The sequence below is a fragment of the Streptomyces sp. MspMP-M5 genome (assembly GCF_000373585.1).
Lineage (GTDB): Bacteria > Actinomycetota > Actinomycetes > Streptomycetales > Streptomycetaceae > Streptomyces.
The window spans coordinates 51,532-67,786 of the sequence record NZ_KB891940.1 but is presented as its reverse complement, the minus strand read 5'-3'; the positions used below and the strand labels follow the sequence as shown (position 1 = coordinate 67,786).

The following is a 16,255-nucleotide window of genomic DNA, read 5'->3' as shown; positions in this document are numbered from 1 at the left end:
TTTCACGTGAAACCGGTCGACCCGCGCCTGCTCCGATACGCCCGTGCCACCCGCGGATTCCTCGTCGCGGTGGTGGTGCTCGGGCTTGCCGGAGCGGGCCTGGTCGTCGGCCAGGCCATGCTGATCGCGGAGATCGTGGTCGGCGCCTTCCAACACGGCCGCCCCCTCGGGGCGTTGGCGACCCCGGTGGTGCTGCTCGCCGCGGTCTCAGCCGGCCGGGGACTGGTCTCCTGGCTCACCGAACTGGCCGCCCACCGTGCCGGTGCGGCGGTCAAGTCCGAACTGCGGATGCGGCTGATCGAACGGGCGGCGGCGCTGGGGCCCGGGACGGAGATCCGCCGCGCGGAGGGCGCCGGGGACGCCGGCACCCTGGAATTGCGGACCGGGGAGCTGACGACCCTGGCCACCCGCGGCATCGACGCGCTGGACGACTACTTCGCCCGCTATCTGCCGCAGTTGGGGCTGGCGGTCGTGGTGCCGGTCGCGGTGCTGGCGCGGATCGTCACCGGGGACTGGATCTCCGCGCTGACGATCGTCGTCACCCTGCCGCTGATCCCGCTGTTCATGGTCCTCATCGGCTGGGCCACCCAGGCGCGGATGGACCGCCAGTGGCGGCTGCTCGCCCGGCTGTCCGGGCACTTCCTCGACGTCGTCGAGGGGCTGCCGACGCTGAAGGTCTTCGGCCGGGCCAAGGCCCAGGCCGCGTCCATCCGCGCGATCACCAGCGAGTACCGCCGGGCCACCCTGCGCACCCTGCGGATCGCCTTCCTCTCCTCCTTCGCGCTCGAACTGCTCGCCACCATCTCCGTGGCGCTGGTCGCGGTCGGCATCGGCATGCGCCTGGTGAACGGCGAACTCGACCTCTACACCGGCCTGATGGTGCTGGTGCTGGCCCCCGAGGCGTATCTGCCACTGCGGCAGGTGGGGGCGCAGTACCACGCCGCGGCCGAGGGACTCTCGGCCGCGGAGGAGGTCTTCGCCGTCCTGGAGACCCGGCCGCGCACGCCCGGCACCGCGCCCGCGCCGGACGGCACCGGGCTGACCGTCGACGGCCTGGTCGTCCGCCACCCCGGGCGCACCGCCGACTCGCTGCCGGCCACCTCGTTCGAGGTCCGGCCCGGCGAGACCGTCGCACTGGTCGGCCCGTCCGGCGCCGGCAAGTCCACGCTGCTGAGTGTGGTGCTCGGCTTCACCGCACCCTCCGAGGGGCGGGTCCTCGTCGACGGGCGGGATCTCGACGACCTCTCCCCCGACAGCTGGCGGAGCCGGATCGCGTGGGTGCCGCAGCATCCGCACCTCTTCGCCGGGTCCATCGCCGAGAACGTCCGGCTGGTGCGGCCGGACGCCGATGACGCGGCGGTCCGTGCCGCGCTGCGCGAAGCCGGGGCGCTGGACTTCGTCGACGCGCTGCCGGAGGGTGCGGCGACCCGGCTCGGGGAGTCCGGCGCCGGGCTCTCCGCCGGCCAGCGGCAGCGCATCGCGCTCGCCCGCGCGTTCCTCGCCGACCGGCCGATCGTGCTGCTGGACGAGCCCACCGCCAATCTGGACGGGGAGACCGAGCAGGCGCTGGTCGAGGCCGTGGGCCGGCTCGCGGCCGGGCGCACGGTCCTGCTGGTCGTCCACCGTCCGGCGCTGCTGGCGGTGGCCGACCGGACGGTGCGACTGGCGGGGCCGGAGGCCGGTGCCGCGGCCGGTGAACCGGCGGACGGGGCGGACGGTGCGGCCGCGGTGCCGACGGGGGCGGTCGCCGGGCGGGTCTCCGCCTCCGAGCCGGGCCGGGCGGCCGACGCCGGGCCGGTGCCAGGCGGCGAGGACGTTCCCGGTCCCGGGCCGCGCTCCGCGCTGGGGCGGCTGCGCGGGCTGGCCCGTGCCCGGCGTGCGCGCCTGGGGCTCGCGCTGCTGCTCGGCAGCCTCGCGCTGGGCAGCGCGGTGGGGCTGATGGCGACCTCCGGCTGGCTGATCTCGCGGGCCTCGCAGGAGCCGCCGGTGCTGTATCTGATGGTGGCGGTGACCGCGACCCGGGCGTTCGGCATCGGGCGCGCGGTGTTCCGCTACGCCGAGCGGCTGGTGGCGCACGACGCGGTCTTCCGGATGCTCGCCGACGTCCGGGTGGCCGTCTTCCGGCGGCTGGAGCGGCTGGCCCCGGCCGGGCTCAAGGAGCGCCGCCGCGGCGATCTGCTGTCGCGGCTGGTGGCGGACGTCGACGCGGTGCAGGACTACTTCCTGCGCTGGCTGCTGCCCGTCGGGGCGGCCCTGCTGGTCGGCGCGGGCACCGTCGCGTTCACCGGCTGGCTGCTGCCGGAGGCCGGGGCGATCCTCGTGGTGGGGTTGCTGCTCGCCGGGGCCGGGGTGCCGGCGCTGTCGGCCGCGGCGGCGTGGCGTGCGGAGCGCCGGCTGGCGCCGGCCCGCGGGGTGCTCGCCACCCGTGTCGTCGATCTCCTCACCGGCACCGCCGAGTTGACGGTCGCCGGGGCCCTCGGTGCCCGGACCGAGGCGGTGCGCCGCGCGGACCGGGACCTGACCCGGATCGCCTCCCGCTCGGCCGCGGCGGCCGGTGCCGGGGCCGGTCTCTCGGCGCTGCTGTGCGGGCTGACCGTGGCGGCGGCAGCGGTGGTGGGCATCCAGGCGGTGCACACCGGCCGGCTCGCGGGTGTGGAGCTGGCCGTCATCGTGCTCACCCCGCTCGCCGCGTTCGAGGCGGTGGCCGGGCTGCCGCTGGCCGCGCAGTACCGGCGGCGCACCCGGCACGCCGCCGAGCGGGTCTTCGAGGTGCTGGACGCCCCGGCGCCGGTCCGCGAACCGGAAGCCCCCGCGGACGCGCCGGACGGGCCGTTCCCGCTCGTCGTAAGCGAGTTGACCGCGCGTCACCCGGGCCAGGAGCGGCCGGCGCTGGACGGCGTCGGCTTCACCCTGGCACCGGGCCGCCGGCTCGCCGTCGTCGGGCCGTCGGGGTCCGGCAAGACCACGCTCGCGCAGGTGCTGCTGCGCTTCCTGGACCGGGAGTCGGGGACGTACACGCTGGCCGGGACGGACGCCCAGGACCTGGCCGGTGACGCGGTGCGGCGGCTGGTCGGGCTGTGCGCACAGGACGCGCACCTCTTCGACAGCTCGCTGCGGGAGAACCTCCGGCTCGCCCGGCGGGACCGTGGCGGCCCGGGGTGCGCCGACGACCGCGACCTCTGGGACGCGCTCGGCCGGGCGCGGCTGGCCGACTGGGTGCGCGGGCTGCCGGACGGCCTGGACACCATGGTCGGCGAGCACGGCGCCCGGCTGTCCGGCGGCCAGCGGCAGCGGCTGGCCCTTGCCCGTGCGCTGCTCGCGGACTTCCCGGTACTGGTGCTGGACGAGCCCGCCGAACACCTCGACCTGGCCACCGCGGACCCGCTGACCGCCGATCTGCTGGCCGCCACCGAGGGCCGGACGACGGTATTGATCACCCACCGGCTCGCCGGCCTGGACGCGGTCGACGAGGTGCTGGTCCTGGACCGTGGCCGGGTGGTGCAGCGCGGTGGTTACGCGGAGCTGGCCGCGGACGACGGTCCGTTCCGGCGGATGCTGGAGCGCGAACGGGAGGTGGACGCCGCCTGCCTGCGGACGGCCCCGCCCGTCGGGGCCGGGAGCGTGACGTAGCGAGCCTGCCGGGGCTCGGCGCCGGACAACTGAACTTTTCCCGGAAATGCACCCTTATTAGGCTCGGGGGCATGGCAGCCACGGCAGGACCGTCCCCCGACCCCGCGGACACCGGGAGCGCCGGCGGACGCCCGGACCCCATGGACGCCGCCACCGAGGCCACCCGCAGCCTCCAGGGACTGTCGTCCGAGCTGACCGCCCGGGTGCCGCAGCTGCTGGAGGCGATGCGCACCGTCGGCGCGGGGCTGGACCTGCACATCACGCTGGACCGGATCGTGGAGACCGCCGCCGAACTCGCCGACGCGCGCTATGCGGCGATCGGGATCATCGACGACGCCCGGGAAGGGCTGTCGGACTTCGTGACCTACGGCGTGACCGGGGCGCAGCACGAGCGCATCGGCGCGCTGCCCGACGGGCACAAGGGCCTGCTCGGCGCCCTGATCCACGATCCGAAGCCGGTGCGGCTGGCCGACCTCACCAAGGACCCCCGCTCGGCGGGGTTCCCGCCGGGGCACCCGCCGATGCGCTCGTTCCTGGGCGTGCCGATCCGCGTCCAGGGCGAGATCTTCGGCAACCTCTATCTGACCGAGAAGCGCGGCGGGGAGTTCAGCCAGGAGGACCTGCACATGGTGCGGGTGCTGGCCACCGAGGCCGGGATCGCGATCGGCAACGCCCGGCTGTACGCGGCGACCCGGCAGCGCGAGCGCTGGATCGACGGGTCGGTGGCGGTGACCACCGAACTCCTCGCCGGCAGCGACGTCGACGACGCGCTCGCGGTGGTCGCGGAACAGGCCAGGAAGCTCGCGGATTCGGCCGCCGGCATCGTGCTGCTGCCGGACGAGGAGGGCGGGCTGGAGATCGTCGCGGTGTCGGCCGACGACCCGACCGGCATCCTGGGGACCCAGATTCCGCCCGACAGCCCGGTCGCCGAGCAACTCCTCGCCGGCGAACCGGTGTTCGTCCGTGACTCGGCGAGTGATCCGCGGATGGTCACCCACCTCGCACCGCGTTACGGGCCGAGCATGATGCTGCCGCTCAAGAGCGGTGGCCGGGTGCTCGGCACCCTCGCCACGCCGCGGGGGCGCGGCGGCCGTCCGTTCAGCGCCGCCGAGCGGACCCTGGCCACCCAGTTCGCCGCGCAGGCCGCGCTGGCGCTGGTGCTGGCCGACGCGCAGCGCGACCGGGAGCGGCTGGCGGTCTACGAGGACCGTGACCGGATCGCCCGTGACCTGCACGACCTGGTGATCCAGCGGCTGTTCGCGACGGGGATGGTGCTGGAGAGCGCACAGCGCAAGACCCTGGTGCCGGAGGTGGGCCGGCGGGTCGGCAAGGCCATCGACGAACTCGACGTCACCATCCAGGAGATCCGGACCGCGATCTTCGCGCTCCAGCAGAGCCCGGCCGAGGCGCCTTCGGGGCTCCGGACCCGGGTGCTGCGGGAGATCGGCACCGCCGCCGTGCCGCTGGGCTTCCAGCCGTCGGCGCAGTTCGTCGGTCAGGTCGACTCCCGGGTCGGGGAGCTGGCCGGCAAGAACCTGATCGCCGCGCTGCGCGAGGCGCTGTCCAACGCCTTCCGGCACGCCGATGCGTCCCGGATCGAGATCGTGGTGGACGCGACGGTCACTTTGCCGGACGGCACCCCGGGCGTCCGGCTGACCGTCGCCGACGACGGGGTGGGCATCGCCCGGGGCGGTCGCCGCAGCGGGCTGAAGAACCTCGCCAAGCGCGCGGAGTCGCTGGGCGGCTCCAGCACCTACGGCCCGGGGCTGGGCGGCGCGGGGACGAGGGTGACGTGGGAGGCGCCGCTGTGAGGGGAGCGGGCGGTGGGCACGTCCCTACGCCGCTCCTTCGGGCTTCCGCGCCAGCACCGTGGCGATCGACCGGTGCGCGTCCTCGGCGGGCTCCTGTGCCAGGCGGCCGGTGACGACGAGCCCGGCCCGGCCCAGCAGCGCGGCGATCCGTTCCGCCGGGATCAGGTGGGACTCGTAGGACACCGGATGGTCGCCGTAGGCCCGCGCCGGACGCAGCCGCACGTTGTCGCCCACGTGGCCGGCCACCATCAGCCGGCCGCCGGGTGCGAGGGTGCGATGGAACTCGGCGAAGACGCGGGGCAGCACCTCCGGGGGCGTGTGGTGGGTGGAGTAGTAGGCCAGGATGCCGCCGAGCACATCGGCCCGGACGCCCAGCGCGGTCATGGAGCCCACGACGAAGTCGAGGCGCGGGTAGGCCCGTTGGGCGAGCCCGATCATCTTCGGGGAGAGATCGAGGCCGAATGCGGGTACTCCCAGGTCGGCCAGATGCGCGGTGACCTTGCCGGGACCGCATCCCAGATCCGCGACCGGCCCGCGGGCGGCTGCCCGCACATCGCCGGCGAAGGTCGCCAGTATCGCCCGGGACATCGGGTCCAACTCCGCGGCGCTCTTGACCCGTTCGGCATAGGAGGCCGCGACGGTGTCGTACGACTCGCGGACGGCGGCAAGGTAGGACGGCTCGCTCACCCCGGCGACCCTAGGGGAGTGCGCGGCCGCATGTTTCACGTGAAACAGGCTTCCTCGTCCGTGAGTTGACGTGTTTCACGTGAAACATGCGGGCCTACCGCGGTATCAACGCCCCTGAAGAATCCGCTCGATCACCACCGCCACACCGTCGTCGTTGTTGGATTCCGTACGGTGCCCGGTGGCCGCCAGCACGTCGGGGTGGGCATTGGCCATGGCGTACGCGGTGCCGGCCCAGGTGAGCATCTCGATGTCGTTCGGCATATCGCCGAAGGCGACGACCTCCTCCGGGGAGATTCCGCGCTCCGCGCAGCAGCGGGCGAGGGTGCCGGCCTTGCTGACGCCCAGGCCGCTGATCTCCAGGAGGGCGGTGGGGCTGGACCGGGTGAAGGACGCGAGGTGGCCGGCGGTCACCCGGGCCAGCGTGAGAAAGGCGTCGGGGTCGAGATCGGGGTGGTGCGCGAGCAGCTTGAGCACGGGCTGGTCGGGGGCGAGGGCGTCGCTGCCGGTGAGGGTGGCGCCCGCGGCGTCCGGGGCGGTCGGGGTGAAACCGGCCGCGTACGGGCCGTCGGTGCCGCCGGCGGACGGCTCGGGGGCCACCTGAGGGGCGAAGCCGTCGGCGAGCAGCTTCTCGGCCGGCGCGATCACCGCGGCCGGGTCGAGGAGGAAGGGCGGGTACTGCGGCTCGTAGTGGATGCCGCCGGTGCGCTCGACGGCGAAGCTGGTGCCGGGGGCCGCGCCGCGCAGGGCATGGACGACGTCGAGCGCCACCATGTGGTCGAGCGGGCTGACCTCGACGATGCGGTTGCCCCGGTGCAGATCGACGACGGCCGCGCCGTTCGCGCAGATCGCCAGGCCGTGGCCGTGCACATGGTCGCTGACCACACCCATCCAGCGGGCCGGGCGGCCGGTGACGAAGAACACCTCGATGCCCGCGTCCTCCGCGGCGGCGAGTGCGGCGATCGTCCGGTCGGAGACCGTCTTGTCGTCGTGCAGCAGCGTGCCGTCGAGGTCGGTGGCGATCAGCCGGGTGGGCCGGCGCGGCATGGCGGGGGCATCAGTCACGGGGCCATCTTCGCGTATCGGCACGTACAGACGTGCGGTGGGTGGCGCACATGAGCCCGGCGGGGAGACCGGCCCCGCGGGCTTTCCCGGCAGTGCCCGTACGCTCGGGGATATGCGACTGAGCACTGTGATCCTGCCCGTCCGCCGGTGGTCCGAAGGCGGTAAGGAGGTGTGGCGACGCGCCGAGGAGCTGGGTTTCCACGCCGCGTACACCTATGACCACCTCTCGTGGCGGAGCTTCCGCGACCAGGCGTGGTTCGGTGCTCTCCCGACGCTGACCGCGGCCGCCGCCGCGACCTCCCGGATGCGCCTGGGCACCCTCGTCACCTCGCCGAACTTCCGGCATCCGGTCACCCTCGCCAAGGAACTGATCTCGCTCGACGACATCAGTGACGGCCGCGTCACGCTGGGCATCGGCGCCGGCGGCAACGGCTTCGACGCCACGGCACTGGGCCAGGAGCCCTGGTCGCCGCGCGAACGGGCGGACCGCTTCGCCGAGTTCACCGCGCTGCTGGACCGGCTGCTGACCGAGGACGTCGTCTCCAGCGACGGCACCCACTACTCCGCGGACGAGGTGCGCAACATCCCCGGCTGTGTGCAGCGGCCGCGACTGCCGTTCGCGGTGGCGGCCACCGGCCCGCGCGGACTGAAGCTGGCCGCCCGCTACGGCCAGGCATGGGTGACGACCGGCGACCCCAAGGTGTCGAACGCGGGCGGGACGCCGGCCGAGTCGCGGGAGGCCGTCCGCCGGCAGACCGAGGGGCTGGCGAAGGCGTGCGCCGACCAGGGCCGGGACTACGACGAGCTCCAGAAGATCATGCTGACCGGATTCACCCCGGACCGGCCGCTGGACTCGCTGGACGCCTTTGTCGACTTCGCCGGCCGCCATGCCGAGCTGGGGATCGAGGAGCTGGTCATCCACTGGCCGATCGCGGACTCGGTCTTCGCGGCTGACCCGGCGGTCTTCGAGCGGATCGCCACCGAGGGGCTGGCGCAGCTCGGCGCATAGCGGTACAACCACCAGGTCAGGCCATGCGCCCGGTTTGCCCTGGTATCCCGGCCGGGGCTTTACCCGGTATATAGCCGTCAAGGGGGAGAATTGGGACAGCGGCGCAGTGTGCAGGCCCGGCGCGCGGGTGGAGACCGGCGCGCGACCGGGCCGTCGCACTGCGCGAGAAGCGGTGTGTTGCGGAGGAGCCATGGCACAGACCCGATTCGCCCCCGACCGCGGGCTGACCTCGCGCATGGTCATGACGATGTTCTTCATCGGACTGCTGTACGTCGTGGTCGTCGGTGCGCTGGTGGTGCTGCTCAAGGGCGCCTGGGTGGTGGTGCTGCTGATCTCGGGCGCGATGTTCGTCGCACAGTTCTGGTTCAGCGACCGGATCGCGGCCTTCAGTATGGGCGCGCGCGAGGTAACACCGGAGCAGGCACCCGAGCTGCACGGCGCCGTGGACCGGCTCTGCGCCCTGGCCGACATGCCCAAGCCGAGGGTCGCGATCGCCGAGTCGGATGTGCCGAACGCCTTCGCCACCGGCCGCAATCAGCAGAACTCCATGGTCTGTGCCACGACCGGGCTGCTCAGGCGGCTGGAGCCGGAGGAGCTGGAGGGCGTGCTGGCCCATGAGCTCTCGCATGTCGCCCACCGCGATGTCGCGGTGATGACCATCGCCTCGTTCCTCGGGGTGCTGGCCGGCATCATCACCCGCGCCGCCCTGTGGAGCGGCGTCGGACGCAACAACCGCGATCAGAACGCCGCCATCGCCGTCCTGATCGTCACCGCCGTCAGCGTCGTCGTCTACGCCATCAGCTTCCTGCTCACCAGGCTGCTCTCCCGCTACCGCGAGCTGTCCGCGGACCGGGCCGCCGCCCTGCTGACCGGGCGCCCCTCGGCGCTGGCCTCCGCGCTGACCAAGGTCACCGGACAGATCGCGCGGATCCCGACCGAGGACCTCCGCAAGGCGCAGCCCTTCAACGCGTTCTACTTCGCGCCGGCGTTCAACAAGGAGAGCTTCAACCAGCTGCTGTCCTCGCACCCCACGCTGGAACAGCGGCTCGATCAGCTGGGGCGGATAGCGGCACAGCTGGGGCGGCCCTGAACGGCGGCCTCCGGCGGCACGGCAGTGACCGACGCACGGCATGTTTCCCGTGAAACATGCCACCGCGTCATCGGAGCAAGGGATCAAGGAGCAAGCCGCGTATGGGACTTCTGGACGCCATCCTCGGCCGCAGCAAGCCGGTGCGGCCCGATCTGGACCAGCTCTTCGCGCTGCCGTCCGCCGCGGTCACCCTGCAGGCCGCGGCCGGCTTCACCCCCACCGGGCTGGGGTCGGTGTGCTTCGCAAGCGTCGAGGGCGGCGCGTTCGCGCGGATCCAGGAGGAGGCGCGTGCGCTCCTGGACGGCTCGGTGGAGTTCACGCAGGACGCGTACGGCTATTCATGGCTGCTGGTGCGGCACGCCCCGGAAGACGTCGCGGGCCTGGTCAACGACCTGCACGCGGTCAACACCTCCCTGGAGGAGGCGGGTTTCGGCCCGCAGCTGCTGTGCTCGCTGCTCGGGTTCCGCGATGAGCGCGAGCGGTCGCTGGCGCTCGTCTACCTCTACAAGCGCGGCACGTTCTACCCCTTCGCGCCGCGGCCCGGCGATGCCGAGAAGCGCGACAACCCGCTCGAACTCCAGGTGCGGGCGATGCTCGGGGACGATCTGACGATCGAGAAGGATCTTTCCCGGTGGTTCCCGGTCTGGGGAGCCCCCGGCCTCTGACCTGCTGCTTTCCCTTGCTTTCCCGGTGTACGGCCGATGCGGGTCAGCCGGGGAAGCGGAGGAACTCCGGCGGTACATGCGCGGTCAGCCAGACGCCGTTGGCGCTGCGGTGGAAGACATGGCCCGCCCGGTGCATCGCTCCCGCGTCCACCGTCAGCACCACCGGTTTGCCGCGCCGTGCGCCCACCCGGGTCGCGGTCTCGCGGTCCGGCGAGAGATGTACGGCATGCCGGGACATCGGCCGCAGCCCCTCCTCCCGGATGGCGGCGACACTACGGGCCACCGTGCCGTGGAAGAGGAAACCGGGCGGCACGGCCGGCGGCAGGCCGAGTTCGACGTGTACGGAGTGGCCCTGATTGGCGCGGATGCGGTCGTTCTCCACGGTGTAGCGCTGCTTGTCGTTGTCGGCGACCACGGACTCCAACTCGGCCCTGGAGAAAGCAAATCCGTGCCGCGCGGCGGCGTCGATCAGCTCGGTCACCGGCACCCATCCCTGAGCGTCCAGGGCGATGCCGATCCGTTCCGGTGCGTGGCGCAGATGCCTCGCCAGGTACTTCGAAATGCGCACGGAGCGCTGGTGGTTCATGCCTTCAGGATGCCGCGGCGCGGCGGCCGCGGCACCTGAACAATCGGGCGGACGCCCGGCGAGGCGGGGCCGGTGAGCCGCAGCGGAGGAGGCGGGTCCGCCACCGGGTGGTGCGAGGCACGGCGGGCGTCACGTGCCGTCGGGCTGCTCCGCGGCCGGTTGTTCGTCCTGCTCGGGCTCTTTCGCGCCGTGTCGCGCGCGCGCTAGTTCACTGGCTCTGCGGGCCTTGGCGCTGGTGACCTCGTCCGCGGCCCAGCGGGCCCAGTCCTCCATCGTCGCGGACAGCCGCAGACCGTACTCCAGCGCGATCCGCCCGTAGACGGAGACCATCTCCTCGTCCCACTCCGTGTGCTGGTCGATCTGTTCGTACTGGCCGTGGGCGCGCGCGGCGCCCTCGGCCAGCGTGAGGAGATACGACTGCGCTTCCAGGGGCGTGAGGATGCCGAGGAAGAACACCCGCAGCAGGCCGTCGTGGCGCGGCGGGCCGGAGGGCGCGACCTCGGTGAGCCAGTGGCGCAGCTCGGCCAGGCCGTCGTCGGTGATCGCGTATTCCTTGCGGCCGCGCGGGCCGTGGGCGGATACCTCGACCAGGCCGGCCTTGGTGAGCTTGTTGAGCTCGCCGTATACCTGGCTCTGGGTCGCCGGCCAGACGCTCGTGAGCGAGGCGTTGAACAGCTTCATCAGGTCGTAGCCGCTCGCCGGGGATTCGGAGAGCAGGCCCAGTACGGCATGTCGCAGGCTCATGACCCGCACATTACCTTCCACAACTGACATGTCAACGCTGGACTTTCCAACTTCGACATGTCACTGTTGGAATGTCGCTGGGGGCGGGAGCGCCTGAGACCGGGCGCAATGCCGCGGTCGCGGTCATCGGCCCGGCATGTCGTCAAGTCGCCGTCCGCCGTGATCGGACGCGAGTGAAGAGGGGGGATCATGAGCTATCTGCGGGGCTTCACTCCGTGGTTGGTCTTCGCGGCGGTGTCCGCGATCGGCTATCAGTGGGGAGCGCTTGCCGGTTTGGTCGTGGCCGTGGTGCTGCTGATAGCCGACCGCGCCGCGGGGCTCTCGCTGGAGTCCCGGCTGCTGGAGTACGGCACGATCGCGTTCAAAATCGCGGTTCTCGCCGTGTGGGCCTTCGCCCACCCTGGCAGTGGTTTCACGACGTACAGCAACTCGCTGTCGATGGGCTGGCTGGGGCTCATCGCCTGGGTGTCGATCGCCGTCCGGCGTCCTTTCACCATGGCGATCGCCCGTCGGATGGCCCCGCCCGAGGTCTGGCACACACCGCTGTTCCGGCGCGTCAATGTCGTCATCACCGCCGCTTGGGCGCTGTCCTTCACTCTGGTCGCGATCGCCCAGGCCGCCATGGCCGCCTACGGCATGGCCATCGTCTACTCGATCCTCATCCAGATCGTCGGATTCGTTCTTGCCATCCGTTTCACCGCCACATATCCGGAACGAGCCCGCGCCCGTTTCCTGCAGCAGGCCGGCGCCCGGCTCGACGTCCAGGGAGGTATGGCCGCATGACCACCACCCCGACCACCGCGGCAGCCGCGTCCTCGGCTCCGCCGCCGCACTTGGCCGGCAACTTCGCCCCGGTCACCGACGAACTGACCACTCACGACCTGCCGGTCACCGGCACCATCCCGCCGGAGCTCTCCGGTTGGTATCTGCGCAACGGCCCCAACCCCCAGGCCGCCGCCAGCGCGCACTGGTTCTTCGGCGACGGCATGGTCCACGGTGTGCGCCTTGCGGGCGGCCGGGCCGTCTCCTACCGCAATCGCTGGGTCCGCACCTCGACCTTCACCGACGGTGTCCGGATCGGGGGCGGGACGGGCCGCCGCGATCTGACCGCCGGCGTCGCCAACACCCATGTCGTCCGGCACGCCGGCCGCACACTGGCGCTGGTCGAGTCGTCCTTCCCCTATGAGATCGACTGCCGGCCCGGACATGAGCTGGAGACCGTCGGCCCCCATGACTTCCGCGGCCGGCTCACCACCGCCATGACGGCCCATCCCAAAATCTGTCCCACCACCGGAGAGCTGCACTTCTTCGGCTACGGCCGCTCCGAGCCGCCCTATCTGACCTATCACCGGGCCGATGCGGCAGGGGAGTTGGAGGTCAGCCGCCCCATCGACGTCCCCGCCGCGACGATGATGCACGACTTCCATCTGACGGCCCGCCATGTCATCTTCATGGACCTTCCGATGGTCCTGGACGGCACCCGCCCCGGCATGCCGTACCGCTGGGACCCGGAGTACGGGGCGCGGCTCGGGGTGCTGCGGCGCGACGATCCCCATGGCGAGGTCCGCTGGCTGGCCATCGACCCCTGCTATGTCTTCCACTCGCTGAACGCCCATGACGACGGCGACCAGCGGATTGTCCTCCATGTGTCGCGCTACGCCGCCCTCACTGGGCATGCGCCGCCCTGCCTGTGGCGCTGGACCATCGATCTCGCCTCCGGCACCGTACGGGAGGAGCAGATCGACGACCAGATAGGCGAGTTCCCGCGCATAGACGACCGGCTCGCGGGGCTCCCCGCCCGATTCGGCCATGTCACGGCTGCCGAGGCACCGGGCACCGGCCCGATACCCGGCGCCCTGCTCCGCTACGACCTGCGGACCGGCGCGGTGGCCCGCTATGACTTCGGCCCCGGGCGTACCCCGGGCGAGGCGGCGTTCGCCCCTGCCGACGACCGTCCGGGCGGGCCGGGCTGGCTGATCACCTACGTCCACGACGCGGCCACCGGCACCAGCGATCTCGTGATCCTCGACGCGGAGGACATCACCGCCGGCCCGGTCGCCACAGTGTCCCTGCCGCGGCGGGTGCCGTACGGGTTCCATGGCAACTGGCTGCCGGATCCGGTGATGTGACGCAACCCGAAGGGGTGGCCGGTCGGGGGCGTCCGGCTCGATCCTTGACAACTGGAGAGGGAAGCAAGCGGGACGAGCCCGGGGAAGGCCGGGCCACGGGGAGCCGCCCGGAGACGGTCGGGGGCGGGGTCAGCGCCCGGGGCCGTCCTCCTCACCGGTCCGGGGGCCGTGGTGCGCCGTCGCCAGGGCGTCCATGGCGCGGGCATGCACCTCGCGCTGTGCGGCGGCAGCGATGAAAGCGGCCGTGCCCTCCGGGCCCACCAGGTCGCGGACGGCCCGCACGGTCTCGACGGGCAGCAGCACGGCCTCCGAGCCGGTCGCGGGACGGGGGTCCGCGACGGGCCCGGGGACCGCTGCCCGCTCGGGGCGGCGCCCCGGTTCCGGGGCGACCAGGCGTCCCGCGGCGGCCCCCGGCGCCGGGGCTGACGCCGACACGGGGCCGGTCCGCGGCCCGGTTTCCGCATCGCTGTCAGGCTCCGGGTGTCCGGGCGCCAGTGCCTCGGTGAGGTGGTGACGGATGTACCGGGAGGCCAGCGTCCGCATGGCGCGGGCGAGTTCGGCGTCGATGGTCTGCTGGGCCAGCGGGCGGAGACGCCGGACCAGGGCCGTGGCCTCGGCCGTCTCGGCCTCGGTGGGCGGATGGTCCAGGAACGACCGGAAGACGTGCTCGGTGGTGAAGTCCAGAAAACGGGAGGCGATGTGCTCGACCTGGCCGCGCACCTCTCGCAGATGTCCGGAGATCGCCAGCAGGGGGACACCCGCCGCGTGCAGTTCGGCGGCGACCGCGAGTTCCTGCGGACTGGGTACCAGGAACGCGTCGTCCCGGCCGGGAACGCGTTCCAGGACGCCGAGTTCGACGGCCTCGGCCACCGCCTGCTCGTCGGAGTTGCCGCCGAAGGCGGCGTCCAGGTCGGCGCGGGTGATGCGGGTCGGCTTCTCGTCGGTCCACGGCCCGTCGATCTCGGCGACCAGGCCCAGGACGCCGCCCAGGTCACGCCCGGCGTCCCAGGCTTCGAGGAGTTCCTTGATGCTGGCGAGGGTGTACCCGCGGTCGAGCAGGTCGGCGATCTGGCGCAGCCTGGCAAGGTGGGCCTCGCCGTACACATTGGCGCGGCCGCGACGCTCGGGGCGGGGCAGCAGTCCCCGGTCCTGGTAGGCGCGGATGGTGCGGACCGTGGCGCCACTGAGGTGGGCCAGGTCCTCGATGCGGTACTCGGCCGTCGGTGGCTGCTCGGTCGTCACTGCGGTGCTCCTTACGGGACGGCCGCCTCGTCGCGGAGGCCGTGGTGCCGGTCAGCCATCGTGGGATAGCTGCCTACAAGGCGGTTGCCCACGGGGCCGTGGCGAGGGCCGGGCACGCCACGGACCGTGGCCGGACGCCGTTCGCCCTTCGGCATGGGCCGGGTGCGGCGGTGCCACGATACGGCTGCCTCGCGCGGCACCGGGGCGGGCGGCCGCCTCTCCGGGGGCGGGGGCGGGGGCGGGCCTCGATCGGCCCGGGCTCGGGCAGCAACCGGCTCACGGCTTCGAGCCAGCGACCTGGCTCAGGGCTTCGAGCCAGCGCCCGGCTCAGGGCTTTGGGCCGGCGACCTGGCTCGGGGCTTCGGGCGGGCTCTCGGCTCACGGCTTCGGGTAGCCACCGGGGCGGGCTTCGGGGAGCTACCGGCCCGTTACATGGCATCGGGCGGGCTGGCTCCCGGCATCGGACAGGTGCCCTCTCATGGCGTCCGGCAAGGGCCGGCCCGTGGCGTTGGACCGAGGTCGGCCACCGGGGACGGATATCGGACAGAGCCCGGCCCGCGGAGTCGGGCCGGCCACGGAGCGGCTCGTGGCTCGTTCTGCCGTCGCCCGCCGTCACTGGAGTGCGGCGCGCCCCACCGCGCCGGCCGCGGCTCGGGCGGCCGGGGAGGACGCGAGGTAGGTGAGGGCTGCGCGGAGCGAGCCTTCCTGGGAGGGGTGGTAGGAGCGCCGGACGTAGCGGGGGATGGCCGAGCCCAGTTCCCGCCAGGTGGGCAGCAGGCCCCTGCGGGCCGCGCGGTTGTGCTCGCGGAGCGAATAGCGGGAGGGGGTGGCCAGTTGGGGGTCGTGGCGTAGGAGATAGCCGGCGCCCCAGGACCAGAGGTAGAGCAGAACGGGGGCGGTCACGGCCATGGCCAGGACCCGGCGAGCGTAGCGGGCGGGTTCCTCGCCACCGGTGTGCTGGTACATGTCGAAGGCGACCGAGCGGTGTTCGACCTCCTCTGCGCCGTGCCAGCGGAGCAGGTCGAGCATCACCGGGTCCGGGTCGGCGCGGTCCAGGCCCTCGGCGCTCAGGACCCAGTTGCCGAGGACGGCGGTGAACTGCTCGATGGCGGCGATCAGGGCGAGCCGGAAACGCAGCCACTCCCGCTCGGGGACCGGGAAGCGGAAAGGCGGCCGCTCCCCCAGGAGGTATTCGAAGAGGAAGTCCACGTGCCGGGTGTAGGGGGTGGTGTCGAGGCCCTGGTGGGCCAGGTGGTCCAGGACATAGGCGTGCTGGACGCTGTGGGTGGCCTCCTGGCCCATGAAACCCTTGACTTCCTTGAGGAGTTGCTCGTCCCGGACCAGCGGGAGGGCCTCCTTGAAGACCTTGACGAACCACCGCTCGCCGGCGGGGAGCAGCAGGTGCAGCACATTGATCACATGGGTGGCGGTGGGTTCGTCCGGTATCCAGTGCAGCGGGGTCTCGCGCCAGTCGAAGGCGACCCGGCGGGGCGCGATGGGGTGGTGCTCCTGGGGGCGTGCGGTGCTCATCGGCGGCTCCTGACGTGCGTGGTTCTCCTGATCCGGGTGGGGCGGACGGCCGGGCCGGGCGTCGGGCCCG

At 72.8% G+C, this 16,255-nt stretch carries 13 protein-coding genes; 7 read left to right on the top strand and 6 right to left on the bottom strand.

Features of this window, described 5'->3' with window-relative positions; translation table 11 throughout:
• Positions 1–6 precede the first annotated feature (6 nt).
• Together cydD and B073_RS0134430 are read left to right on the top strand one after the other, a co-directional pair.
• Complete coding sequence (cydD, locus tag B073_RS0134435) at positions 7–3,630, top strand: thiol reductant ABC exporter subunit CydD (protein ID WP_018542619.1); 3,624 nt, start codon at positions 7–9, stop codon at positions 3,628–3,630.
• Between the two features lie 140 nt (positions 3,631–3,770).
• Positions 3,771–5,441 carry a GAF domain-containing protein gene (locus B073_RS0134430; protein WP_018542618.1) on the top strand — a complete coding sequence of 557 codons (1,671 nt, stop codon included), beginning with the start codon at positions 3,771–3,773 and terminating at the stop codon, positions 5,439–5,441.
• A gap of 24 nt (positions 5,442–5,465) precedes the next feature.
• Here the strand turns inward: B073_RS0134430 and B073_RS0134425 are convergent, their stop codons facing one another.
• Both B073_RS0134425 and B073_RS0134420 read right to left on the bottom strand, forming a co-directional pair.
• Entirely contained in the window at positions 5,466–6,128 is a 663-nt protein-coding gene (locus tag B073_RS0134425) for a class I SAM-dependent methyltransferase (RefSeq protein ID WP_018542617.1), read from the bottom strand.
• Positions 6,129–6,233: 105 nt separating this feature from the next.
• The gene (locus B073_RS0134420; protein ID WP_018542616.1) at positions 6,234–7,172 is read right to left on the bottom strand and encodes an HAD hydrolase family protein; all 939 of its coding nucleotides are present in this window, start codon (positions 7,170–7,172) and stop codon (positions 6,234–6,236) included.
• 130 nt (positions 7,173–7,302) lie between these two features.
• Here B073_RS0134420 and B073_RS0134415 point away from each other — a divergent pair, with 130 nt between their 5' ends.
• The 3 genes from B073_RS0134415 (at position 7,303) to pspAB (ending at position 9,954) form a co-directional block, all read left to right on the top strand.
• A complete protein-coding gene (locus B073_RS0134415) occupies positions 7,303–8,199 on the top strand; it encodes an LLM class flavin-dependent oxidoreductase (RefSeq protein ID WP_026247995.1) in 897 nt (298 codons plus the stop codon).
• A 190-nt stretch (positions 8,200–8,389) separates the two neighbouring features.
• The gene (gene htpX, locus B073_RS0134410) at positions 8,390–9,289 is read left to right on the top strand and encodes a zinc metalloprotease HtpX (protein ID WP_018542614.1); all 900 of its coding nucleotides are present in this window, start codon (positions 8,390–8,392) and stop codon (positions 9,287–9,289) included.
• Positions 9,290–9,390: 101 nt separating this feature from the next.
• Positions 9,391–9,954 (top strand): PspA-associated protein PspAB, encoded by a 564-nt coding sequence (pspAB, locus tag B073_RS0134405; RefSeq protein WP_018542613.1) that lies wholly within the window; start codon positions 9,391–9,393, stop codon positions 9,952–9,954.
• 43 nt (positions 9,955–9,997) lie between these two features.
• Here the strand turns inward: pspAB and B073_RS0134400 are convergent, their stop codons facing one another.
• Both B073_RS0134400 and B073_RS42125 read right to left on the bottom strand, forming a co-directional pair.
• Positions 9,998–10,540 carry an RNA 2'-phosphotransferase gene (locus B073_RS0134400; protein WP_018542612.1) on the bottom strand — a complete coding sequence of 181 codons (543 nt, stop codon included), beginning with the start codon at positions 10,538–10,540 and terminating at the stop codon, positions 9,998–10,000.
• A 129-nt stretch (positions 10,541–10,669) separates the two neighbouring features.
• Positions 10,670–11,284 carry a PadR family transcriptional regulator gene (locus tag B073_RS42125; RefSeq protein ID WP_018542611.1) on the bottom strand — a complete coding sequence of 205 codons (615 nt, stop codon included), beginning with the start codon at positions 11,282–11,284 and terminating at the stop codon, positions 10,670–10,672.
• Between the two features lie 189 nt (positions 11,285–11,473).
• On the opposite strand from B073_RS42125, the gene B073_RS0134390 reads away from it, so the two are divergent.
• Positions 11,474–12,067, top strand: a complete 594-nt coding sequence (locus B073_RS0134390) for a hypothetical protein (protein ID WP_018542610.1) — start codon at positions 11,474–11,476, stop codon at positions 12,065–12,067.
• Positions 12,064–13,413: a carotenoid oxygenase family protein gene (locus B073_RS0134385; protein ID WP_018542609.1), complete on the top strand. Its 1,350-nt coding sequence runs from the start codon at positions 12,064–12,066 to the stop codon at positions 13,411–13,413. The genes B073_RS0134390 and B073_RS0134385 overlap by 4 nt, the downstream gene beginning before the upstream one ends.
• Positions 13,414–13,542: 129 nt before the next feature.
• Here the strand turns inward: B073_RS0134385 and B073_RS0134380 are convergent, their stop codons facing one another.
• On the bottom strand, positions 13,543–14,655 hold the full coding sequence (locus tag B073_RS0134380) for a MerR family transcriptional regulator (protein WP_018542608.1): 1,113 nt from the start codon (positions 14,653–14,655) through the stop codon (positions 13,543–13,545).
• Between the two features lie 612 nt (positions 14,656–15,267).
• A complete protein-coding gene (locus B073_RS0134375) occupies positions 15,268–16,185 on the bottom strand; it encodes a metal-dependent hydrolase (protein WP_018542607.1) in 918 nt (305 codons plus the stop codon).
• Positions 16,186–16,255 lie beyond the last annotated feature (70 nt).